This window comes from Halopelagius longus (assembly GCF_900100875.1).
GTDB lineage: Archaea > Halobacteriota > Halobacteria > Halobacteriales > Haloferacaceae > Halopelagius > Halopelagius longus.
The window spans coordinates 720542-742698 of sequence record NZ_FNKQ01000003.1; the positions used below are offsets into that span (position 1 = coordinate 720542).

At 66.1% G+C, this 22157-nt stretch carries 19 protein-coding genes; 9 read left to right on the top strand and 10 right to left on the bottom strand.

Annotated features, from left to right (window positions below; all coding sequences use genetic code 11):
- Window position 1 precedes the first annotated feature (1 nt).
- Window positions 2-2092 carry an excinuclease ABC subunit UvrB gene (gene uvrB / locus BLS11_RS14480; RefSeq protein WP_092538452.1) on the bottom strand — a complete coding sequence of 697 codons (2091 nt, stop codon included), beginning with the start codon at window positions 2090-2092 and terminating at the stop codon, window positions 2-4.
- Between the two features lie 168 nt (window positions 2093-2260).
- Here uvrB and BLS11_RS14485 point away from each other — a divergent pair, with 168 nt between their 5' ends.
- Entirely contained in the window at window positions 2261-2530 is a 270-nt protein-coding gene (locus BLS11_RS14485) for a DUF7553 family protein (RefSeq protein WP_092538453.1), read from the top strand.
- A gap of 270 nt (window positions 2531-2800) precedes the next feature.
- On the opposite strand, the gene BLS11_RS14490 is transcribed toward BLS11_RS14485, so the two are convergent.
- Window positions 2801-3421, bottom strand: a complete 621-nt coding sequence (locus BLS11_RS14490) for a transcription antitermination protein (protein ID WP_092538454.1) — start codon at window positions 3419-3421, stop codon at window positions 2801-2803.
- 283 nt (window positions 3422-3704) lie between these two features.
- On the opposite strand from BLS11_RS14490, the gene BLS11_RS14495 reads away from it, so the two are divergent.
- Together BLS11_RS14495 and BLS11_RS14500 are read left to right on the top strand one after the other, a co-directional pair.
- Window positions 3705-7142 (top strand): MEDS domain-containing protein, encoded by a 3438-nt coding sequence (locus BLS11_RS14495; protein ID WP_175454460.1) that lies wholly within the window; start codon window positions 3705-3707, stop codon window positions 7140-7142.
- A 201-nt stretch (window positions 7143-7343) separates the two neighbouring features.
- Window positions 7344-7610, top strand: a complete 267-nt coding sequence (locus BLS11_RS14500) for a DdfA family disk-determining factor (protein ID WP_092538456.1) — start codon at window positions 7344-7346, stop codon at window positions 7608-7610.
- Between the two features lie 156 nt (window positions 7611-7766).
- Here BLS11_RS14500 and BLS11_RS14505 read toward each other — a convergent pair whose 3' ends face one another.
- Entirely contained in the window at window positions 7767-8636 is an 870-nt protein-coding gene (locus tag BLS11_RS14505) for a sulfurtransferase (protein WP_092538457.1), read from the bottom strand.
- A 240-nt stretch (window positions 8637-8876) separates the two neighbouring features.
- On the opposite strand from BLS11_RS14505, the gene BLS11_RS14510 reads away from it, so the two are divergent.
- Window positions 8877-9665, top strand: coding sequence for a sulfurtransferase (locus BLS11_RS14510; protein ID WP_092538458.1), 789 nt, complete (start codon window positions 8877-8879; stop codon window positions 9663-9665).
- Between the two features lie 6 nt (window positions 9666-9671).
- Here BLS11_RS14510 and BLS11_RS14515 read toward each other — a convergent pair whose 3' ends face one another.
- Window positions 9672-10835, bottom strand: coding sequence for an AI-2E family transporter (locus BLS11_RS14515; RefSeq protein WP_092538459.1), 1164 nt, complete (start codon window positions 10833-10835; stop codon window positions 9672-9674).
- 143 nt (window positions 10836-10978) lie between these two features.
- On the opposite strand from BLS11_RS14515, the gene BLS11_RS14520 reads away from it, so the two are divergent.
- From BLS11_RS14520 to BLS11_RS14530, 3 genes are read left to right on the top strand one after another with little or no spacing between them, the layout of a single operon-like run.
- Window positions 10979-12115, top strand: a complete 1137-nt coding sequence (locus BLS11_RS14520) for a thiamine ABC transporter substrate-binding protein (protein ID WP_092538460.1) — start codon at window positions 10979-10981, stop codon at window positions 12113-12115.
- A 1-nt stretch (window position 12116) separates the two neighbouring features.
- Window positions 12117-13844 (top strand): ABC transporter permease, encoded by a 1728-nt coding sequence (locus BLS11_RS14525; protein WP_092538461.1) that lies wholly within the window; start codon window positions 12117-12119, stop codon window positions 13842-13844.
- Window positions 13845-13896: 52 nt separating this feature from the next.
- Window positions 13897-15129 (top strand): ABC transporter ATP-binding protein, encoded by a 1233-nt coding sequence (locus tag BLS11_RS14530; protein WP_092538462.1) that lies wholly within the window; start codon window positions 13897-13899, stop codon window positions 15127-15129.
- Between the two features lie 23 nt (window positions 15130-15152).
- Here BLS11_RS14530 and BLS11_RS14535 read toward each other — a convergent pair whose 3' ends face one another.
- Complete coding sequence (locus BLS11_RS14535; RefSeq protein ID WP_092538463.1) at window positions 15153-15833, bottom strand: class I SAM-dependent methyltransferase; 681 nt, start codon at window positions 15831-15833, stop codon at window positions 15153-15155.
- A gap of 91 nt (window positions 15834-15924) precedes the next feature.
- Here BLS11_RS14535 and BLS11_RS14540 point away from each other — a divergent pair, with 91 nt between their 5' ends.
- Together BLS11_RS14540 and BLS11_RS14545 are read left to right on the top strand one after the other, a co-directional pair.
- Window positions 15925-16383: a DUF2391 family protein gene (locus BLS11_RS14540; RefSeq protein WP_092538464.1), complete on the top strand. Its 459-nt coding sequence runs from the start codon at window positions 15925-15927 to the stop codon at window positions 16381-16383.
- A gap of 106 nt (window positions 16384-16489) precedes the next feature.
- On the top strand, window positions 16490-17068 hold the full coding sequence (locus BLS11_RS14545; protein WP_092538465.1) for a DUF7090 family protein: 579 nt from the start codon (window positions 16490-16492) through the stop codon (window positions 17066-17068).
- 73 nt (window positions 17069-17141) lie between these two features.
- Here the strand turns inward: BLS11_RS14545 and BLS11_RS14550 are convergent, their stop codons facing one another.
- The 5 genes from BLS11_RS14550 to BLS11_RS14565 form a co-directional block, all read right to left on the bottom strand.
- Window positions 17142-18002: a DUF7089 family protein gene (locus BLS11_RS14550; RefSeq protein ID WP_092538466.1), complete on the bottom strand. Its 861-nt coding sequence runs from the start codon at window positions 18000-18002 to the stop codon at window positions 17142-17144.
- A 27-nt stretch (window positions 18003-18029) separates the two neighbouring features.
- Entirely contained in the window at window positions 18030-18119 is a 90-nt protein-coding gene (locus tag BLS11_RS20100; RefSeq protein ID WP_449404959.1) for a hypothetical protein, read from the bottom strand.
- A 141-nt stretch (window positions 18120-18260) separates the two neighbouring features.
- Window positions 18261-19319 carry an OapC/ArvC family zinc-ribbon domain-containing protein gene (locus BLS11_RS14555; RefSeq protein ID WP_092538467.1) on the bottom strand — a complete coding sequence of 353 codons (1059 nt, stop codon included), beginning with the start codon at window positions 19317-19319 and terminating at the stop codon, window positions 18261-18263.
- Between the two features lie 138 nt (window positions 19320-19457).
- Window positions 19458-19844, bottom strand: a complete 387-nt coding sequence (locus tag BLS11_RS14560) for a DUF2073 domain-containing protein (protein ID WP_092538468.1) — start codon at window positions 19842-19844, stop codon at window positions 19458-19460.
- Between the two features lie 5 nt (window positions 19845-19849).
- Window positions 19850-20491: an Era-like GTP-binding protein gene (locus tag BLS11_RS14565; RefSeq protein ID WP_092538469.1), complete on the bottom strand. Its 642-nt coding sequence runs from the start codon at window positions 20489-20491 to the stop codon at window positions 19850-19852.
- Window positions 20492-22157 lie beyond the last annotated feature (1666 nt).

Here is a 22157-nt window from a genome sequence, read left to right on the forward strand (position 1 = left end):
GTCAGAACTCGTCCGGCGGCGCGAGTCCGTCGTCGGGGTCGCTCTCGGGGGCGACGCCCTCCTCCTCGTCCAAGTCGAACTCCTCGCGCAGTTTCCGGATTCTGTCGCGGATGTCGGCGGCGAGTTCGAATTCGAGGTTGTCGGCGGCCTCCTGCATCCGGTCTCGGAGGTAGGCGACCTGCTGTTTGGCCTCCTCCTCGTTTCCGGGGGCGTCGCCCGTCGCCTTCGAGGTGTCCGTCTTGCTCCCGGGGAGGTTCGTCTCGCCGACGGCCTTCTCGATGGTCGTCGGTTCGTAGCCGTGTTCCTCGTTGAACTCCTGTTGGATTTCGCGGCGGCGTTGGGTCTCCTCGATGGCCGACTCCATCGCGTCGGTCCGCTTGTCGGCGTACAGAACCACCTCGCCTTCGACGTTGCGGGCGGCGCGACCCATCGTCTGAATCAGCGTCGTCTCCGACCTGAGGAAGCCCTCTTGGTCGGCGTCGAGGATGGCGACCAAGGAGACTTCGGGGATGTCGAGACCCTCCCGGAGGAGGTTGATGCCGACCAGCACGTCGATTTCCCCGAGGCGTAAGTCGCGGATGAGTTCGTGGCGTTCGAGCGTGTCCGTCTCGTCGTGCATGTAGGCGACGGAGACGCCCGACTCTTCGAGGTACTCGGTGAGGTCCTCGGCCATCCGCTTGGTCAGGGTGGTGACGAGGGTTCGCTCGCCGCGTTCGATTCGCTCGTCGATGCGGTCCATCAGGTCGTCCACCTGTCCGGTGGCGTCCTCGACTTCCACCTTCGGGTCCACGAGGTGCGTCGGGCGGACGATCTGCTCGGCAATCTGCTCGGACTGTTCGCGTTCGTAGTCGCCCGGCGTCGCACTCACGAACAGTTTCTTGTCCGTCTTCTCTTGGAACTCCTCGAACGTCAGCGGGCGGTTGTCGTACGCCGTCGGGAGGCGGAAGCCGTTCTCCACGAGGGAGTCCTTCCGCGATTTGTCGCCCGCGAACTGACCTTTGATCTGCGGGAGCGTCTGGTGGGACTCGTCGACGACGGTGAGGAAGTCGTCGGGGAAGTAATCGAGCAGGGTGTACGGCGGGTCGCCCGAGTCGCGGTCGGACATGTGGACGGAGTAGTTCTCGATGCCCGAACAGTAGCCCGTCTCCCTGAGCATCTCGATGTCGAAGGTGGTCCGCTCTTCGATTCGCTGGGCGGCGACGAGGTCACCCTGTCGTTCGAAGTAGCGGACGCGTTGCTCCTTCAGTTCCTCTATCTCCGAGATGGCCTGCTCTAACTTGTCCTCGGGGATGGAGTAGTGCTCCGCCGGGTGGACGAGGACGGCGGGTTCCTCGGAGACGACCTCCCCCTGCAGGGGGTCGAGCTTCATCATGCGGTCTATCTCGTCGCCCCAGAACTCGATGCGGACGGCGTAGCGACCGTACATCGGGAACACCTCGACGGTGTCGCCGCGGACGCGGAAGGTACCCTGCTGGAAGTCCACGTCGTTTCGCTCGTAGTTGAGGTCGACGAGTCGGCCGAGCAGTTCGTCCCGGTCGATTCGGTCGCCGACTTCCAGACGGAGGGACATGTCGGTGTAGTTCTTCGGGTCGCCGAGGCCGTAGATGGCCGAGACGGAGGCGACGACGATGACGTCGTCGCGGGTGAGGAGCGAACGCGTCGCGGAGTGTCGCAGGCGGTCTATCTCCTCGTTTATCGACATGTCCTTGTCGATGTAGGTGTCCGTCTGTTCGACGTACGCCTCCGGTTGGTAGTAGTCGTAGTAGGAGACGAAGTACTCCACCGCGTTGTCGGGGAAGAGGTTCCGGAACTCCTCGTACAGTTGGGCGGCGAGCGTCTTGTTGTGGGCGATGACGAGCGTCGGCTTCTGAATCTCCTCTATCAGCCACGAGACGGTGTTGGTCTTGCCGGACCCGGTGACGCCGAGGAGCGTCTGGGTGTCCATCCCCTGTTCGTAGCCGCGAGCTAGCTTCTCTATGGCCTCCGGTTGGTCACCGGCGGGGTCGAACGGGGCGTCCACGCGGAAGTCGCGGTCCGCCGCCGGGCGGTCGGGAGAGAGCGGTCCCTTCTCCGAACCGGACGTGTCGCTCATTGCTCGCCGGTACGTGTCCGACGTACTTGAGGGAGACGGTCATCGCCGTTTCGGCGGCGAGAGACGCGCGCGAGACCCCCCCGACCCCGCGAGAGTGGTCCGTCACGGGCGGCCGCAAAGGCGGCCGTCGGAGGAACTATTTTGCGAGGGGAATGGGAACGGCGACACATGGCGCACGAAGAACTCCAGAACGCGAGCGACGAACTCCGCGCGGCCGCCGAAGCGGCGTCCGGCGACCTGCAGTCGCGCATCTACGACCAGTCGAACCAGTTGGCCGACCTCGCCGCCGCCGAACGCGGCCCGGACCACGGCCGACTCGCCCGACACATGAACGCACTCACCGAAATCAAAGAGGAGACGGACGGCGAAGTGAAAGAACGAGTCGAGTCGGCGTACGACCACGTGAAGGAGTACCGCTCCGGCGTCTCGGGCGTCTGACGGTCGTCAGACCCTCTCCCGCCCGAAACCCCTCCGTTTCAAGTGGAGATTGAGAACAGTTCGCATCGGGTGGGAGTGCAGAAGCGGAAGGGTTGCGGAGGCGGTATCGGACACCGAGTCGTACCGGGAGCGAACGAAGTGAGCGACCGGCCTTTTTGGTCCAGATTTTTGGGGGGTTCGAGCGCGTCGCCGAACTGCGTTCGGCTGCCCACCGGACGAAGTCCGGTGACGCCGGAGGCGCGCGAGGACCCCCTGTAAAAAGGGGAGGGCCTAGCAGACGTTCTTCGGCTTGACGCCCATCGACTCGAGCGTCTCGACGTACTCGTCGTAGGCGCCCTCCACGACGGCGTCGGCGGCGTCGCGGGCGACGTCCCAGTCGTCGTCGCCCTCGCACGTCTCGTCTAACGCCGCCGCGACTCGGTCGCGGGCGTCCTCGACGTCGCCGCGCAGGTCGCGAAACTCCGAGGCGGTGCGGGGGTCGGCGTCGCCGACGAAGAAGCCGACCATCTGCTCGACGTGTTTCTGCGCGACGAGGTAGCGCCCGAGGAGGCCGCCGAGGCGGGGGACGGTGTCCTCGAACTCGGCGAGTCGGGCGTCCGTCTCGGGCGTCTCGCCGCGTTCGTGGTCGTCCGGCGCGACCGAGTCGGCGTGGTCGCGGGCCGTCGCCGCGAGTTCCTCGTAGAGCGATGCGGCGGCGTCGTCGTCCTCGTCGGCCGCCCACTCGTCGAGGACCGACGCGAGGGAGCGCGCGTCGTCCGCGGCGGCGGCGCGGACGGGACCGGCGTCCATCTCGCCGCCGGTGAGGGCGTACAGCGCCTTCGAGGAGCCGAGTCGGGAGAAGGGCGTCTCGTGGTCGTCGCGGAGTTCGTCGGCGAGGTCCTGACCGTTCATACCCCGTCGTACGGCGTATCGGACTTTGTAACCATCGACATGGGGAACGCGATGGAAGTACGCGTCGCAGGGAGACGGTTCGGGCGTCGGATCCGAGCGAGACCCCCGAGCGCGTTTGAGACGCGCTATCACGGGCGACGTTGCCCTTATCTACGTCTGGCTCCGAATGAAGTCAGATGCCGCCGTCCTTCCGTACCCCCCTACACGCGGACGTCGAACCACTACGGTCGCTTTCGTTCCGGAGCGACGACGCCCTCCTCTCGACTCCCACTTCCCGACTCCCATGAGCATGACACCCCTCTCCGGTAGTTCGCGGGAACGACTGGACCTCGGTAGCGGTATCGAAGCGCTTCAATCGAGTCCCGAGTTCCGCGGGCCCGTCGAACCGTTCGACGGCCACTACTGCAACGACCACCTCGCGTTGATCTACGAGAGCAAAACCGAGCAGTACGCGGCCGTCGTCCCGTACCTGCGGCAGGGAATCGAGCGCGGCGAACGGTGTATGTGCGTCATCGACGACAGCACCGAGGCGGAGTTGCTCGCGGCCCTGCGCGGCGCGGGAATCGACGCGGACGCGGCCGTCGAGTCCGGGCAGTTGACGTTCCACACCGTCGAGGAGACGTACCTCAGAGACGGGACGTTCGAGCCCGACGGGATGATAGACATCTACGGGGAGATTATCGAGGAGACCAAAGCGGAGTATCCGGCGCTCCGAATATCCGCCGAGATATCGTGGCTCGCGGAGGGCGGGACGCCGTTGGAGAAGTTCATGGAGTACGAATCGAGGATAAACGAACTCTTCGACGAGGAGGACTGCATCGCGCTCTGTCAGTACGACCGGCGCTCGTTCCCCTCGGAGACCATCCGCGACGTCATCCGGACGCACCCCCACCTCATCTACGACGGGACGGTCTGTCACAACTTCTATCACGTGCCGCCGGAGGACTTCTTCGACCCCGACGACGCGGAGCAAGAAGTCGACCGGATGATGGGGACGCTACTGGACCGCACCGAGGCCAAAGTCGCCCTCGAAAGCCGCGAGCGGTTCCTACGGGAGATATACGACGCCACGGCGGACCCGTCGCTGTCGTTCGGCGCGAAAGTCGAGCGGTTGCTCGAACTGGGCCGAGCGTGGTTCGACCTCGACGTGGGCTACTTCGCGCTCACCGACGAGGACGAAGACGAGTTCGAGGTGATCGAAGCCGTCGGCTCACACGAGAAGATTCGACCGGGAGCGTCCGGCGACCTCTCCGTGTCGTACTGTCAGAACGTGCTGGAACTCGACGAACCGGTGAGCGTCCTCAACGCCGAGGAAGAGGGATGGACGGGCGACCCCGCCTACGACACGTACGGCCTCGAATCCTACTTCGGAACGTCGCTCGTCGTCGGCGGCAAGCAGTACGGGACGCTCTGTTTCGGCTCCGAGTCGTCGCGCGGGCGGCCGTTCACGCGGTCGGAGTACACCTTCTTGGAGCTGATGAGCCAGTGGGTCAGCTACGAACTCGAACGGAAGGAGCGCGAACGCTACCAGCGGAAACTGTACGAGATAACGTCGAACCCCGACCAGACGTTCGAGGAGAAGATAGAGCGCCTGCTGGAACTCGGCTGCGAGCGGTTCGGACTCGAATACGGAATACTCGGCCGCTACGACGGCGACGATGCCGAGGTGGAGGCGACGGTCGGTCCCGCAGACGGAGGGGTGAGTCCGGGCGAGTTCCCCGTCCGACCGAAGGCGGGACAGTACTGCCGGAAAGCCATGGACGCGGACGAACCGGTGGGCGCGCCCGACGTGCGGGAACTCGGCTGGGACGACGACCCGGTGTACCGGGAGTTAGGGTTCGAGTCGTACTTCGGCGTCAAAATCGCCACCGGGTCGGAACCGTACGGGACGCTCGCGTTCTGCGACACGTCGACCCGCGAGGACCCCTTCACCGACGCCGAGCACACGTTCTTGGAGTTGATGGGACAGTGGGTCAACTACGAGTTGGAGCAACGACGGCGGGAGGAGCAACTGGCCGCCCTCAACGAGATGAGCCGCGACCTGATGAACGTCGAGACGGTGTCGGAGATCGCGGAGACGACCGTCGAACACGCCCACGAGTCGCTTCGCCTTCCGCTGTCTGCGGTGGCGCTGTACGACGCGGAGAACGGACGACTCGCGCCCGAGGCGCAGACGACGCGCGCGGAGGACGAACTGCCGACCGCGACGCTGTGTAACTCCACCTCCGGCCCGGTGTGGGAGGCGTTCGTCGCCGGCGAGATGCGCGCGATAGACGTCGGCGGCGACGACGGACTGCCGGCGAACGACCTGACGCAGATTCTGGTCGTTCCGCTCGACCGGCAGGGCGTGTTCCTCACCGGGACCGCCTCCCCCGAGAAGTTCGACTCGCTCGAACGCGACTTCGTGGAGACGACGGCCGCGACGGTCGAATCCGCCTGCACCCGCGCCGACCGCGAGCAGTTGTTGCACGAACGCGAGGAGACGCTCGAAGACCAAAACGAGACGCTCGAGCGCCTCAACCGCATCAACACGACGATCAGGAACATCGACCAAGCGCTCGTGCAGGCCTCGACCCGCGAGGAGATAGAGGAAGTCGCCTGCGAGCAGTTGGCGGACGTCGGCCCGTACGAACTCGCGTGGGTCGGCGAGCAGAACACGGTGAGCGACGTCATCGAACCGCGCACGTGGGCCGGCGACGAGAACGGGTACCTCCACGACGAACGGATGACGGTCGACGACACCCCCGAAGGGCGCGGACCGGCGGGACGGGCCGTCGAGACGCGCGAACCGCAGGTCGTCAACGACATCCTGAGCGACCGATCGTTCGCGCCGTGGCGGCAGTCGGCGCTCAACCGGGGCTACCACGCCTGCATCGCGTTACCGCTGACTTACAAAGACACGCTCTACGGCATCCTCGCCGTGTACGCGGGGCAACCGGGCGTGTTCGACTCCTTAGAGCGGGCGGTGCTGACCGAACTGAGCGACACCATCGCCTACGCCATCAACGCCGTCGAGAGCAAGAAAGCGCTCGTGACCGACGAGGTGACCGAACTTGAGTTCACGGTCGAAGATATCGGCTGCGGGATCACGGAGTTCGTCGAGCAGGCCGACTGTACCATGTCGCTGGAGAACCTCGTCTCGCAGGGCGACGGCGGCCTCCGCGCGTTCTTCTCGATGCACGGAACGACGACCGAGGAGATCCGCGAGTTCGCGCCGAAGTTCCCCACCGCCGACCTCACGGTCGTCTCGGAGTTCTCCGAGGGCGACGACCGGGTGTGTCTGGTGGACGTGACGCTCACGGAGGACTCCCTCGCCGGAACCGTCCTCCAACACGGGGGGAGGCTCCGCCGCCTCGACGCCGACGACGGTAACGCGAGGGTGACGGTTGCGCTCGCGTCCGACGCCGCGGTGAGGGAGTTCGTGGAGATGTTCCGGACGAGATACCCGAACGCGACGCTGCACGCCCAACACACCCGCCAACAGGTCCAGCGCACGTCGGCGGAGTTCCAATCCGAAGTGGTCGAAGAGCTCACCCCCCGACAGCTGGAAGTGCTCCAGACGGCCTACTTCAGCGGCTACTTCGAGAAGCCGCGCACCCGCACCGGCACCGAAATCGCCTCGTCGCTCGACATCTCGCAACCGACGCTGAACACGCACCTCCGGGCGGCCCAGCGCAAACTGTACCACCAACTCTTCGAGGAAGGACTGATCCAGGCCTGACCCGCGCCGGCGGGTCGCACCCGAACGCCTTATCCGGCCGCACTGCGCAGTGAGATCATCCCGAGAACGCCCGGCAGACGGTTTTTTCGCCGCTCTCTCGGAGTCAGACGCCACTAGTCTAGATAGATAGCCCCCGGAGTTTCGGACGGCTCTCTATCTAGCTGTAAGCGCTATTCCGGAAGGGGCCCTGGAGTAGAGTGAATGAGTCAGTGCACGCGCGATGGTAATACGTACTCTCTCGGTCAGGACGAACCTCTCAGTCTCACTGTCGTGAAGACGGTCGCGGACGCCGAAGGCGTCGAACCGACGGCCCTCCGCCCCCTCTACTCCGCCGTCGACCCCGACGCGTTGGATTCGCTCTTCGAGTCGGAGGGCGGACCGGCCTTCGGAGGGGAGGTTCAGTTCCAGTACCACGGGTACGAGGTCTGCGTCCACGGCGACGGGCGAGTGACGCTCACCCCCGCGTAAGCGAGTCTTCGATCTGCGGTCTACGGTCTGCGGTCGTCCGGGCAAAGTCGAGCGGAGTCGCTGCGGTGGAAACGACGCGATACCGGGTGTCGGCGCTCCGGGCGCGGTGGAACCGCCGACGCAAAAACGGAGAAGTCGAATCGGGGTTCGAGTCGATTACTCGTCGCCGGAGCCGGTTTCGATGGGCGCGCCGACGAGGTTGCCCCACTCGGTCCACGACCCGTCGTAGTTGACGGTGTTCTCGTAGCCGAGCAGTTCGTGGAGCGCGAACCACGCGATGGACGAACGCTCGCCGATGCGGCAGTACGCGACGGTCGTCTCGTCGCCGTCGATGCCCTCGTCGGCGTACAGTTCGCGGAGTTCCTCCGGCGACTTGAACGTGCCGTCGTCGTTGACCGTCGCCGCCCACGAGATGTTGCTCGCGCCGGGGACGTGGCCGCCGCGCTGGGCCGTCTCCTGCAGTCCCGGGGGCGCGAGAATCTCGCCGGAGAACTCCTCGGGCGAGCGAACGTCCACGAGGGGCAGGCCCTTGTTCACCGCGTTCTCGACGTCGTCGCGGTAGGCGCGGATGCCCTCGAAGGGACCTTTCGCCGTGTAGTCGACGGAGTCGAACTCCGGTTCCTCGTCCGTGAGGGGGTAGTCGTTCTCGACCCAGTAGTCGCGGCCGCCGTCGAGGAGTTTCACGTCGTCGTGGCCGTAGTACTTGAACTGCCAGTACGTGTAGGCGGCGAACCAGTTCGAGTTGTCGCCGTAGAGGACCACCGTCGAGTCGTCGGAGATGCCGTGGGAACCCAGCAGTTCCTCGAAGTCGTCCTTCGAGAGGATGTCGCGCGTCTGCTGGTCCTGCAGTTGCGTCTCCCAGTTGAAGCCGATCGCGCCGGGGGCGTGACCCTCGTCGTACGCCTCCGTGTCGACGTCGACTTCTACGAGGCGATACTCGGGGTCGTCGCTTTGGAACTCGTCGAGGTGCTCCTCGACCCAGTCCGCCGAGACGAGAACGTCCTTCGCGTAGCCGTCGTCTGTCATACGTACACGCCTTCGTACTCGAATGGCTTAATCCCCACAGCCACGGCGTGTACTGCCCACCATCGTGTCAACAGGAATTTCTTGCCGGATTATCGGTCGCTCGCGGCACGGAGTAACCGCGGGACAGTCACAGGGACGAACAGGTCCCGAACTACCGGCAATATCATCGACTTTCTCTGACAGTTGGCCACGTCGTCCCGAACGGGCGAGTCTAAGGAGGCCCCGCGACAACGGGACGGTATGAGCGAGAACGTCGTCGTGTCCGCCGAGTGGCTCGACGAGCGACTGGAGGAGGTTCGGGTGATAGACGTGCGCGACGCGTGGGAGTTCGACGGCATCGGGCACGTTCCCGGCGCGGTGAACGTGCCGTTCGACTCCTTTCGGAGCCCCGAGGGCGACGAGGGGATGCTCCCCGGCGTCGAGACGTGGGAGGAACTGTTGAGCGAGGCGGGCGTGGCGGCGGACGACGACGTCGTCGCCTACGACGACACCCACGGCGTCTTCGCCGCGCGGTTTCTCGTCACCGCGGAACTGTACGGCCACCCGCCCGAGCGTCTGCACCTCCTGGACGGCGACTACAGTTCGTGGAACCGCGAACGCGAGACGACGAGCGACGAAACCGAGGTGGCGGCGACGGAGTACGTCGTCCGGAAGCCGGAATCGACCCCGCTCGTCGGCTACGAGTACGTGTTGGACGCCCTCGACGACGAGGACACCGTCGTCGTGGACACCCGCGAGGAGTGGGAGTACGACGAGGCGCACCTCCCCGGCGCGGTGAACCTCGATTGGCGCGAACTCGTGGACGACGAGACGCGGGGGCTGAAACCCCGCGACGAACTCGAAGCCACCCTCGAATCGAGCGGTATCGAGCGCGGGCGGCCGGTGGTGCTGTACTGCAACACCGCCCGGCGAATCAGCCACACCTACACCGTTCTCCGGCATCTCGGCTACGAGAACGTCGCGTTCTACGAGGGGAGCCTCACCGAGTGGGAGGAGCGCGACGGCCCCCTCGTCAGCGCCGACGACTGAGCCGAGTCACTCGGCGTCGGTTCCGGGCGTCTCCTCGCCCGAGTCGCCCGCAGAGCGCGGTTCGTCCTCCGCGAGGGGTTCGTCCTCCGCGAGGGGTTCGGTCCCCGCGACGGACTCGCTCTCCGTCGTCTCCGGTGTCTCCGTCGTTCCCGCCGTCTCCTCTGTTTCCGCCGTCTCTTCGGCCGCCCCGCCGTTCAGTTCCTCCGAGAGGAGCGTCGCCGACTCGACGACGAGTCCGACGACGAGTGGGCCGGCGACGATGCCGATGGGGCCGAGGGTGAGCAGGCCGCCGAAGAAGCCGACGAAGTAGAGGCTGCCGGGGATGTCGGCCGTCCGGCGCGCCAGGCGCGGGCGGATGAGCACGTCGGGGAGCCAGCCGATGACGAACCCGCCGCCGAGGACGACGAGGAGGGCTTGGACCGTCTGGCCGACGGCGAGGTGGTACGCCCCGAGACCCGCGAGCAGGAAACTCGGGCCGACGATGGGGACGAACTGGAGGACGGCGGCGACGGTGGCGAGCGTCACGGCGTACTCGTAACCGAGGAGGTAGAACACCGGAAGCGCGAGGACGAACGTCCCGGCGGCGGTGGCCGCCTGCAGGACGTATATCGCGAGGAGCGTCTCGCGGGCGCGGCCGTTGAGCGCCTCGGCCACGCCGCGGTACGACGGCGGGACGACGGCCAACGCCGCGCTCCGGGCCTCCTCCTCGTAGAACAGAAGCGAGAACACGAGGAGCGTAAACAGCGTCGCCTTCAGCAGAAGCACCGGCGCGGCGGCGGCGGACTGCCGTGCGACCGCCTGTAGCCACACCGAGACGAGCGTTATCAGTTGGTCGATCGTCGCCTCGTAGACGAAGCCGAACAGTTCGACGTGGATGACCTCGGGGACGAGTTCGAACAGTTCCAAGAGGGTATCGAGTCGGAGGACGACGGCGACGGCCAACGGGGAGAGGACGGCGACCGTCGCGAGGAAGGCGAACGCCGTCGCCGCCGCACTCGCCCACCGCCGGGAGAGGCCCCGAGCGACGAGTCGGCGGCGAACCGGCGAGAGGAGGTACGCGACGGTGATGGCGAAGAAGACGGTCCCGACGACCTGCCAGAGGAGGACGCCCGCCGCGACCGAGAGAAGCACGAACAGACCGCCCAAAACGTAGCGGCGGTTTAGAGACATGGCACCAGATTAGCGTAGGGGAAGAAAACGGTTCCCCTGACTGTCTCGTTCGGCCGCCCGGCCGCGCCGCCGTGCGATTGCCGACGCGGGCGCGCGACCGGAGGTCACGGGTGTTAAATACAACCCAGTATAATCACTCGGTAATGAAACGACGAACCTTCCTCCGGGCGGCGGGCGTCGGCGGCGTCGCGGGACTCGCGGGATGCTCCGGCGGCGGCGGCGGGGACGCAACGGAGACGACGGGCGAGGGTACCCAAACGACCGAAGCGGCCGGAACGACGACGGGCGCGGCGGGCGATGAGTCGTCGGAACTCGTCGTCGCGACGTACGGCGCGTTCGTGGATTCGCCGAGTTCGAGTCCGGGCGCGTGGTTGAAAGAGACGTTCGAGTCCGAGAACGACGCGACGATACGCTACGAGACGCCGGACTCGGGCGTCAACCACTACATCGAGCGAGCGATGCGCGGCGAGGACGTCGCGGCGGACCTGTACGTCGGCCTCGACGTGAACATGCTCATCCGCATCGACGAGAAACTCGATAAACCGCTCTTTACCGCCGCCGACGGCCTCTCCCGTCGCGGCGACGTGAAGGAGTCCTTGGAGTTCGACCCGCAGGGACGCGCCGTCCCGTACGACACCGGGTACATCTCGCTGGTGTACGACGAGACGCAGGAAGACGGCGGGTTCGCCGCGCCGAAGACGTTCGACGGCCTCCTGCGCGAGGAATTCTCCGGCGACTTGTTGACGCAGAATCCGACGTCGAGTGCGACGGGGCAGGCGTTCCTCCTCCACACGGTGAAGGCGAAGGGCGAGGACGGCTACCTCGACTACTGGAAGCAGTTGAAGCAGAACGACGTGCGCGTCCTCGGCGACTGGGAGTCGTCGTACGCCGCCTACTCGAACGGCGAAGCGCCGATGGTCGTCTCCTACTCGACGGACCAAGTGTACGCGAACGAGTCCGGCGAGGACCTCTCGAAGCACCAAGTTCGGTTCCTGAACGACCAAGGCTACGCCAACCCCGAGGGGATGGCGCTGTTCGACGGGACGGACCGCTCGGAACTGGCGCGAACGTTCATGGACTTCGTGCTCCGACCCGAAGTCCAGTCGGAAATCGCCGTGCGGAACGTCCAGTTCCCCGCGACGACCACCGCGGAACTGCCCGAGGAGTTCGCCAAGTACGCGAAGGAACCGCCCGAGGCGGTCACCTTTTCGTACGACCGACTGAAAGGAAATCTCAGTGAGTGGACGGACGCGTGGGCCCAGCAGTTCGCCAGCAAGTGACGTGGGCGGCGGCGGCCCGTTCGGCGCGGCGGTTCGGTGGGCCGAGCGACGCGCACTCGCTCTCGTAGCCGCCGCCACGGCGTTCGTCCTCCTCGTCGTCTTCTACTACCCGGTGGCGACGGTGTTCGCCGACGCCGTCCTCGTCGAGGGGCGACTGTCGGCGGAGCCCCTTTTAGAGATTCTCACCTCCGAGTTCTACCTCCGGGACATCATCTGGTTCACCGCGTATCAGGCGTTTCTCTCCACCGTCGCCTCCGTCGCACTCGGCCTGCCGGGGGCGTGGATTCTCTCGCGCTTCGAGTTTCCCGGCCGCGAGACGCTCCGCTCTCTGACCATCCTCCCGTTCGTCATGCCCTCGATAATGGTCGCCATCGGCTTCGTGGCGACGTTCGGTGGGAACGGGACGCTCAACGGGGTCCTCGGGCTGCTCGGACTGCCGGAGGTGAACCTGCTGTACACGCTCCCCGCGATAATCGTCGCGCACGCGTTCTACAACGCCCCCCTCGTCGCCCGCGTCGTCACGTCGGCGTGGGAGAGCGTGGACGCCTCCGCCGTGGAGACGGCGCGCAGTCTGGGCGCGTCGCCCGCGCGGGCGTTCCGCGACGTGGTGCTCCCGCAGTTGCTCCCGGCCGTCGCGGTGGGGGCGACGCTGACGTTCATCTTCACGTTCGCCTCCTTCCCCATCGTCCTCGCCCTCGGCGGGTTCCAACTCGCGACGGTGGAGGTGTTCATCTACTCGCAGGTGCAGAATCTGGAGTACGGCCGGGCGGCGTCGCTCGCGGCGATAGAGACGGCGATTTCGCTCGGTCTGACGTACGCCTACCTCCGGTACGAGGGGCGACAGCGCGGGGCGGGACAGGGCGCGCGTCCGCTTCCGCGCCGCCGCCTCTCGCCGCCGGACCTGTCGCTCCGAGAACTCCTCCCCCGCGTCGGCGCCGCGGCGTACGCCGCCGTCGTCGTCGCGGTGTTTCTCGTCCCCATCGCGTCGATGGCGTACGCGAGCGTCACCGGCCCGCAGGGCGGACTGACGCTCGACAACTACCTGTTCCTGCTCGAACGCCAGCGCACGGGGGCGTCGTTTCAGGTGCGTCCGCTCCCGGCCGTCCGCAACTCGCTGATATTCGGCGTCGCCACCCTCGCCGCCGCCCTGCCGATGGGCGTCGTGATGGCCGTGTTGACGACGCGGCGGTTCCGCGGCCGGAAAGTCGTGGACGCCCTCGCGATGGCACCGCTCGCGGTGTCGGGCATCGTCGTCGGACTCGGCTTGCTCCGGGGACTCGTCTTCGGCGTCGAGGCGTTCGGACGGGAGGTGCAGGTGACGGGCGCGGCGGCCATCGTCGCCGCCCACGCCGTCGGCGCGTACCCGTTCGTGACGCGCACCGTCGCGCCCCTCTTGGGGAACCTCGACCCGCGACTCGTCGAGTCCGCGCGCAGTCTCGGCGCGTCGCGGGCGCGCGCCCTCCTCGACGTTGAACTTCCGCTGGTCGCTTCGGGCGTCGTCGCCGGCGCGGCGTTCGCCTTCGCCATCAGCGTCGGCGAGTTCGACTCGACGGTCATCCTCGCGGAGGGGTCGGCCAGTTACACGATGCCCGTCGCCGTGGAGCGATACCTCGGGCGGCGACTCGGTCCGGCGACGGCGATGGGATGCATCCTGCTTTTCGTGACGAGCCTGAGTTTCGTCGTGATAGAGCGGTTCGGCGGCCGGTACCGCGGCGGAGGCGGGTTGTAGATGCGACGGGACGACGCGAAGCGAACCGACGACAACGGAGACGGAGACTAAGATGCGACTCGAACTCGACGACGTGCGGAGGGAGTACGGCGGGACGACTGCGCTCGCGGACGTGAGCCTCGATATCGAGGACGGCGAGTTCTTCACCCTCGTCGGCCCCTCGGGGTGCGGGAAGACGACGACGCTCCGCCTCGTGGCGGGCTTCGAAGAACCCACCGCGGGGTCGGTTCGCTTCGACGGGCGGGAGATGCGCGGCGTGCCGCCCGAGGAACGCGGCGTCGGCGTCGTCTTCCAGAACTACGCGCTCTTCCCGCACATGACCGTCGGCGAGAACGTCGCCTACGGCCTCCGCTTTGCGGACGCGCCGGGGGGCGTCTCAGACGAGGAACGCGTCGCGGAGTTGCTGGAGTTGGTCGGCCTCCCGGAGGCGGCCGACAGGGACCCGACCGAGTTGTCCGGCGGCCAACAGCAGCGAATCGCCCTCGCGCGGGCACTCGCGCCGGGCCCGAACCTCCTCCTTTTGGACGAACCGATGAGCGCACTCGACGCGCAACTGCGCGAACGACTGCGCGCGACGGTCAAGGAGATTCAGTCGGAACTCGAAATCACGACGCTGTACGTCACCCACGACCAAGAGGAGGCGTTGGCCGTCTCCGACCGAATCGCGGTGATGAGCGACGGCCGGGTCGAACAGGTCGGCGCGCCGCGGGAGGTGTACCGCCGGCCGCGGAGTCGGTTCGTCGCGGAGTTCGTCGGCGACAACAACGTGTTCGTCGGGCGCGCCGAAGAATCAACATCTCCACACGAAACAAAGGGGTTGGACGGGAGAACGGACGACGGGGCGGCCGAGTCGGAGGTTCGTATTACTATCGGGAACGAGACATATATCGTCCGGACCGACCGGGACATCGAGGCGGGCGACCGGGTGACGTTCTGCGTTCGACCGGAACAGATTCGCGTCCTCGCGGGGGGGTCCGACGACGGGGCGGACTCGGACGAGGGCGGGGCGCCGAGGGCGGAAACCGCCGACGGCGGCGAACCGACGGACTGCGGGGAGAAGACCGACGGCCGGGCGGCGACGGACCGCACGACGAACGCGGCGACGTCCCCGGAGAACCGACTACGGGGGCGGGTGGCGGACGCGGAGTTCCTCGGCGAGACGACTCGCGTCCGAGTGGACTGCGACGGACACCGGATAACGCTCCGGACGGCGGACCCCCTCGACGGAGTCGTCGAAGTCGGATTCGACGCGGCGGACGCCCGCGTCGTCGAAGTGGGCGAGTGAGAAGCGAGACGGAACCGAGGCGGTCAGAGCGCGACGCCGACGGTGAGAAGCGTCCCGTACGTCCGGTAGCGTTCGACCATCTCCTCGCGGGACTCCCAGTCGTCGGTGGGGAACTCCGCTGCGGGCGGAATCTCTATCTCCCTGTCGGGGACGTTGTCCTGTTCGGCGACGTGCAGTCCGGCGTCGCGGAACGCCTCGCGGTACTCCGCGGCGGACCACCGGGTCATCTCCACGGAGATGAACTCCTGCCACTCGTGGGAGTGGACGTTCTCCTCGTAGTAGTTGACGGCGCAGAAGAACGTGCCGCCGGGGCGGAGGACGCGCGCGACTTCTTCGAGGGTGTGGTGCGGGTCGGCGGCGTAGTAGAACGCCTCCATGCTCCAGACGTGGTCGATACTGTCGTCTGCGAAGGGGAGTTCGTCGAAGTCGCCGACGAGGAATCCGACCGCCTCGTCGTCGGTGTACGACTGCGCGTTCCGCGCCATCTCCGGCGACCCGTCGAGGCCGTACACGCGGCCGGCGTCCTTCGTCTCGCGGAGGGCGCGGCCGGCGTATCCGCTTCCGCACCCCAAGTCGAGAACCACGTCGCCCTCCTCTATGGGCATGCGCGCGAGGGCGTGCTTCGCGGTGTGCCAGTGGCGGTCCTCCATCCCCTTGTCGCGGCCGTCGGCGGCCCACGCGTCGAACTCCTCTCGAACGCTCATACCGGAAGGAGGGACCACCGCGACTAAATCTCCCGGATTCCGGCCGGCGACGTGGCGCGTCCTTTATCAGTCGTACTCCCAACGGGGGCATATGGGACGTGGACGACGGTACGCCCTCTCGGATTCGGCGCAACAGGTAGTCGGCGGGTTCCTCCTCGCCGGACCGTTCGTCGTCACCGAGGAAGTGTGGGTACTCGCCCGGCAGATGTCGGGATTGCAGGCCCTCCTGACCGTCGTCATCGTGTTCTCCGTCGGGTACGGAACGCTGTACAAGGCCGACGACGAGAGGGACCCGGACAGGGAGGACGACGTGGCCGGGGTTCCCGTCCGGTTCATCTCCCTGATACTCGTCTCCTACCTCTCGGTGTTCCTCCTCGCCGTCTCGTTCAACGCGCCGGGGACGTTCCTGAGCGATTTGGCGAACGACGGGGGCCACGTCGCACTCGGCATCGAGTTGGAGTGGGACGTCATCTCGGTGACGCTGAAGGCGATAAGCATCGGGTCGGTGTTCAGCGTCATCGGCGCGGCGACGGCCGACACGCTGTTTTGAGCGGCCGGTCGGCGAGGCGATTCGATGGAAAAACCGCACGGCAGCGTCGGAGACTGTCGATTTCTCGCACCCGCATAATTAAGTTCGCTCGCTCGCAGTCTTGCGTATGGATTACACCCTCGCCATCGAAAACACGCCGGAGACGATTCCCGGCGGGACAGGTATCCTGCTCCTCCATCCGAGCATCGGCGAGACGGACCGCATCGACACGGACTTTCTGAAGACCGATACGGACCACTTCCTCGTCGTCTCCACGCGCACGACGGCGCGGGAAGTCGAACAGAAACTCGAACACTACGACGTAGACGAGTCCCGCGCGGTCATCCTCGACACCCTGTCGGTCGAACGGGGCTACTCCCGGCGCGGGAGCGACAACGTCCACTACGTCTCCTCGCCCGACGATTTGGACGGTATCGTCACGCAGACGCGTCGCTTCCTCGAATCCCACGAGGGGAAGGTGCGCGTCAGCGTCGATTCGGTGACCGAGATGGCGTACTACGCCGACGTCGACAGGGCGTTGCGGGCGACGGAGGAACTCCTCGAACTCCTCGAAGAACACGACGCCGTCGGCCTGTTCCACCTCTCGAACGAGGTGCACGGCGAGGAGACGGTCGGACGCTTCCGCGAACTGTTCGACCACGTCATCGAACTCGCCGTGGACGGAACCGTCACCGGCGACTTCTGAACCGACGGCGACAGACCGACCACGAGAAGCCGACTCCGAGAAACCGACCGCGACCGGACCCCGCCGAAGCGCGCTACTCCTCCGACGATTCGCCCGCCGACTCCGAGTCGTCCGCTAACTCCGAGTCGTCCGCCGACTCCGTCGCCTCCGAACGCTCGTCGAGTCGTTCGAACGTCTTCCGCGCCCACCGAACGCCGTAGGACGCGCCGTACTCCACGTACGCCTGCGTGTCGAGTGCCGCGAACGGCGCGGGCAGTTCGCGGCCGTGCTTGACGGCCGAACACGCGAACTCCGTCGCGTCCGCGAACGACGTCTGCCCGCGCGCGACTTCCCGCGGCAGGTTCGTCAGTCGCCCCTCCAGTCGCGCCCCGGCGTCGGTCCACGCGTCGTGCAGTCGAGGGCGTTCGTCGGCCCACGACTCGAACGTCGGGCGCGTCTGGAGGCCCAACCACGCCTCGTAGAGGGCCGTCGCTATCTGGTACACCTCGTTCGGCGGAAGGGGAACCGCGTCGTCGAGTTCGCGGTACTGCTCCCCGAAAAACGGCAGGAAGTGCTCGGGCGCGCCCGTCCCGAGTTGGACGAACGCCTCCGCCAAGAGGAAATCGAGGAACTCCTCGGGCGTCCCCTCGGCGCGCGCCTTCGCGAACACCGTCGGCGGGACGGTCTGTCGGGTCCAGACGACGGTGCCGTCGCCCGGCATGCCGACGGTGAAGTCGGTGCTCGCGTAGCGAACGAGCAGTTGCGGCGCGTCGTCGGGGAGCCACTCGGCGGGGTACGTCGCCGGGTCCAGAGAGTCGGCTACGAGGCCGAGGTCCTCCGCCGCGGCGGGCGGTATCGTCTCGAAATCCGCCGCCACGTCGAGGACGAGGCTGTCGGGTGCGTGCTCGTCTCGGACGGCGGCGACGTCGTCGGGGAGTTCGCGCGTCTCGAACATCTGTTCGGTGTAGGGGTTCGAGGCCCTTCAGCCGAACGCGATGACCGCGATGAGCGCGATGGAGAGGACGGCCGAGACGCCGACGGTTCCGAGGACGAGTTTGGTCGCCTTACTCATGGTATCACCCATTTCGCCGCGGTGCTTAAAGCCTTCAATATCGACGGAACGCGCCGGAATCACAACCTCGCTCGTCTCGACTGCGACTGCAGGAAGAGCGCGGAGCGAGTCGGCGAGAAGCGGAGACGACCGGTCGTCAGTTCACTCGTCGGGTTCGCCATCCCACGAGTCGGGGACTTCGATGACGTAGCGTCCGTCCTCGCGCAGCGAGATGATGTACTCGGTGCGGTCGTACAGTTCCATCAGGTTCAGTTCGTACTCGCCGGGCGCGACGATTTTGATGCTCTCGAACTGGCTGTTCAGCTCCTCCCGCAGTTCGTCGAGCTCCGGTCGCTCGTCGCTCTGCGGTTCGATGACGGTGCCGTCGGCGTCGGTCGGCGGTCCGTCCGCCTCCTCGACCGCCGCGCGGTCCGCCGCCGCCGCTATCTCGTCCGGGGAGACGACCGCGCTTCTGGCGCTCGCCTGCGCGGAGTCCTCGCGGTCGGGGTCGGGTTCGCCGGGCGCGGGCGCGTTTGTCGGCGTCTGCGGACTCCGTTCGTCGGGGGCCTGCGGCGAGTCGCTCGCCGAGGGCGACCCGGACTCGGGTTCGGCGCTCGAAGCGGACTCCGAGGCCGAAGCCGACGCGGACTCTCCCTCGGACGAGGAGTCGGTACCGCGGGAGCTCACCCAGTCGCGGACCGACTTGCCCGCGCGGTTCGCACGGCCCGAGAGGCCGCCGCCGCCCTCCGCCGCCTCGGGCGAGGCGTCGCTCCGGGTCGCTTCGTCCGGCGCGTTCGACGCCGGTCGGTCGTCGTCCTCGACGTCGGCGGCGCGTTCCGCGGTGCGCGCCCACGTCGGGGACTTCTCGTCCTCGGACCGGGTCCGACGGTCCGCCGACGTCTCCGAGGCGGAGCCGCCGGGTTCGGGTCCGGTCGCCGGCGAGTCGGTCGAGGCGGTTTCGCTTCGGCGAGTCGAGTCGGTATCGGACTGCGTGCGGTCGGCCGCCGAACTCCGGTCGGCGTCTGTCGGTGTCGAAGCGGAACTCGGGGAGGGGCGGTCCGTCCCCTCGGTTCGCGTCGAGGACGCCGCACCGTCGGTGGACCCCGAGCTGCCGGACGGACGGAACTGGAACTTGTTCCCGCCGCAGTTGGGGCACCCCGATAGCATCTCCTTCGAGCCGTCGGGGAACACCTTACCGCAGTTCGTACATTGGTGGGGCATCTGTGTGGTCGGTGAGTGTGTGTGGGTGGTGTGCCGGTCTATCGCTCCGCGTTCGCGTGCGCGTCGCGCGTCCGTCGCTCCCCCGGTTCGAGCCGTCTCGAACGAGGGAACTCGTGTCGCGTGCGTGCGCGCGTTCGATCAGCGTCGGGAGACGAGCGCGCTGATGAGGTTCTCGTCTTTGTGGAGCGTCTCTATCTGATTCGCCGGGCCGATGACGGTGAGCTTCTTCGTCTCCTCCGAGCCCATCAGTCGGCCGAGGAACCCTTGGCTCCCGGCCTTCGACTGCGGATACGTCTCTATCTCGATACCGTTGAACTCGTCGGGGCTGATCTCCGTCATCGTCACCTCGATGAGCTTCGACTCCTCGTCCGGCGACAGTCCCTCTTCGAGGATGACGATGTTGCCGTCGCGGACGCCGTCGAGGATGAGCCTGATCTTCTCCATGCTGGTCAGGCCCTCCATGCGGGCGCCGCTTATGAGGTCGATTTGAACTCCGTCCGTGTTGCCGGGTGTGACTTCAGGCATGATACTCACCCGAAGTACTCCGCGATCTTGTCGTACACTTCGTCCATATTGTTTCCTTCCAGCGCCGAGAGTGGAACGGTCTCGTGTTGCGGGAACGCGTTCGCGATGCGCTGGACGTTCGAGTCTTCGAGGTCGGTCTTGTTCGCGAAGATGAGCACCGGTAGGTCCTGACTCTCGATGATCCCGATGAGCATCGTATTCACTTGCGTGAACGGGTCCTCCGTGCTGTCGAGGACGTAGATGACGCCGTCGACGTCTTCGCGCAACCAGTGCATGGCCTCGGCGACACCCTCGGTCGCCTCTCGGGAGCGACGAACGGCGTCGTCCTTCTCCATGTCGTGGTCGAGGAACTCCTTGTAGTCCACCTTCGTGGTGACACCGGGAGTGTCGACGATGTCGATCGTGACTTTCTTGCCGTTGCGCTCGATTTCCACGTTCTCCTTCCGACGCGCGCGGCGCGTCTCGTGAGGGATGTGGCTCTCGGGCCCGATGGCGTCACCGGTCCAGTCGCGTGCAATACGGTTCGCAAGGGTCGTTTTTCCGGCGTTCGGCGGTCCGTAAATGCCGATCCGTCTCGGCTCTGCGTCCGAGAACATCCGGTCGACGACCCGTGAGATACTGTCTCTTAAATCTGTGAGCAGACCCATCCTAGCCTCCCGCACCTCCCGACTCCGTCGTGGAGGGGCGTATGGAGGTACCACATTTCCGGGCCCACTTAAACACTACGTCAGACGGCAGTCATTTTCACACCTCATTTATTCGAATTGAAATAGGTTTAACAGGGCGTTAGGACCTCGTACTCCGCCGTTCGACCCGAAGTAGTACCGTCCGTCGTCCGAGTAGTACCGTCCGTCGTCCGACCGGTCCACGTTCGCCGCCGCGCCGACGGACGACGCCCGGTCGAACCGACGTCCTCCCGACACGTCTCGACGCCCTAGTTTCGGGTGGAGAGCCGTCGAATCTCGTCGCCTCGGCGTCGTTCCGATACGTTCCTCGGCCGCGGAACGACTCCCTCGACCGAAGGACGGGACTAACTGACACCTAAATTGGGATAGTCACCGCGCGCGCGAGTTCGGTCTGAAGGAAGACGGTCGAATCGATCCAGGTCCGCTACCGTCCGACTCGCTCCGCCCCTCCGTTTCGATTCGAACCGTCTCGGAACGGGCGAGGTGAGAAAGGGAAAAGAAACGAAGCGACGGTGGAGGCGACGGGAGAGACGGGACGGCGGTAGAAACGAGACGACGGGAGAGACAGGACGGCGGTGAGAACGGAGGAAGGTGAACACGAACGCGACGGTGAACGCACGGGGCACGCAGGACGGACGAGAGAACACGGTGGGTCGAACGGACGCACTGGACACGAAAGGGAGGGCCCGTCGGACGGAGAGACGGAGAAGGCGAGCGGGACGGAGAGCGAATCCGAGCCGATCGGCGGAACACCCCCACCCCTTCGTTTCGACTGGAAACCCTCGTGAGGGTGGGGGGTGGGTCACCGAGTCGACGGCTATGCTAGTTAATACAACTAGCGACCCGGCCAATAATATCTCTCTTTTCTGTTCTACGGATACTGTTTCCACGGCAACGTGATAAAACCACCCGCTTCGAAAGACGGCTTCTACCCCCACCCGCCCTTTCGGCAGTTCCACCCGAAACGAAGGGGTGTGGGGGTACTCCCCTACGTTTCGTGTCGAACCCGAACCGACCTTCCGACGGAGCGTGTCCTCCGAGAACACTCGACACACTACGTCGCGAAATTGCAGATTCGAGCCGGAAAACGGCGGATACGTGCCTTCGCGTTCGAGCCGAACACCGTCGGTTTCCAGTCGAAACGAAGGGGTGTAGCGTCCGAACGCGTCTCTCAGACCCGCCTGCGTTTTCGAACGCGAGTGTCGTCGTCGCCTCCGCGAGTGGAAACGAGGGTGGGGGTGGGAGCGACGAGACGGCGTGGAGTCGAAACGGTGGCCTCCTGGCGGGAAGGAACGCGGGATGAGACGGCCGTATCACACCGGCATCCGGGGAAGATACGTTTGCAGTCGAAGTCTGGGGGCCGATTCGCGGCGTCTATCGGTTTTTCGACTCTCTCAGTCCTCGACGAGAGTCGCCGCAGTCACCAAACTCCATCCGAAATCTCCACTCGAGTGAACAGTCGAACGACGGTACCGGTGGGCATCGCGTACCGTTCAACGTTGATGCCGATAGACAATTTTTAGTACCACCTGTTCGTCTGGTTCGTCTGCATCATCTGGACGCGCCGTCTTCGGTGCGACGGCGGAGTACCGGTGTCCTACACCGTCTTCCGCCGACTGTGCACCGT

Excerpts from the sequence above, each read along its gene's own strand:
- uvrB (WP_092538452.1), bottom strand. The coding sequence starts at position 2,092 with ATGAGCGACACGTCCGGTTCGGAGAAGGGACCGCTCTCTCCCGACCGC.
- BLS11_RS14485 (WP_092538453.1), top strand. The coding sequence starts at position 2,261 with ATGGCGCACGAAGAACTCCAGAACGCGAGCGACGAACTCCGCGCGGCC.
- BLS11_RS14490 (WP_092538454.1), bottom strand. The coding sequence starts at position 3,421 with ATGAACGGTCAGGACCTCGCCGACGAACTCCGCGACGACCACGAGACG.
- BLS11_RS14495 (WP_175454460.1), top strand. The coding sequence starts at position 3,705 with ATGAGCATGACACCCCTCTCCGGTAGTTCGCGGGAACGACTGGACCTC.
- BLS11_RS14500 (WP_092538456.1), top strand. The coding sequence starts at position 7,344 with ATGAGTCAGTGCACGCGCGATGGTAATACGTACTCTCTCGGTCAGGAC.
- BLS11_RS14505 (WP_092538457.1), bottom strand. The coding sequence starts at position 8,636 with ATGACAGACGACGGCTACGCGAAGGACGTTCTCGTCTCGGCGGACTGG.
- BLS11_RS14510 (WP_092538458.1), top strand. The coding sequence starts at position 8,877 with ATGAGCGAGAACGTCGTCGTGTCCGCCGAGTGGCTCGACGAGCGACTG.
- BLS11_RS14515 (WP_092538459.1), bottom strand. The coding sequence starts at position 10,835 with ATGTCTCTAAACCGCCGCTACGTTTTGGGCGGTCTGTTCGTGCTTCTC.
- BLS11_RS14520 (WP_092538460.1), top strand. The coding sequence starts at position 10,979 with ATGAAACGACGAACCTTCCTCCGGGCGGCGGGCGTCGGCGGCGTCGCG.
- BLS11_RS14530 (WP_092538462.1), top strand. The coding sequence starts at position 13,897 with ATGCGACTCGAACTCGACGACGTGCGGAGGGAGTACGGCGGGACGACT.
- BLS11_RS14535 (WP_092538463.1), bottom strand. The coding sequence starts at position 15,833 with ATGAGCGTTCGAGAGGAGTTCGACGCGTGGGCCGCCGACGGCCGCGAC.
- BLS11_RS14540 (WP_092538464.1), top strand. The coding sequence starts at position 15,925 with ATGGGACGTGGACGACGGTACGCCCTCTCGGATTCGGCGCAACAGGTA.
- BLS11_RS14545 (WP_092538465.1), top strand. The coding sequence starts at position 16,490 with ATGGATTACACCCTCGCCATCGAAAACACGCCGGAGACGATTCCCGGC.
- BLS11_RS14550 (WP_092538466.1), bottom strand. The coding sequence starts at position 18,002 with ATGTTCGAGACGCGCGAACTCCCCGACGACGTCGCCGCCGTCCGAGAC.
- BLS11_RS20100 (WP_449404959.1), bottom strand. The coding sequence starts at position 18,119 with ATGAGTAAGGCGACCAAACTCGTCCTCGGAACCGTCGGCGTCTCGGCC.
- BLS11_RS14555 (WP_092538467.1), bottom strand. The coding sequence starts at position 19,319 with ATGCCCCACCAATGTACGAACTGCGGTAAGGTGTTCCCCGACGGCTCG.
- BLS11_RS14560 (WP_092538468.1), bottom strand. The coding sequence starts at position 19,844 with ATGCCTGAAGTCACACCCGGCAACACGGACGGAGTTCAAATCGACCTC.
- BLS11_RS14565 (WP_092538469.1), bottom strand. The coding sequence starts at position 20,491 with ATGGGTCTGCTCACAGATTTAAGAGACAGTATCTCACGGGTCGTCGAC.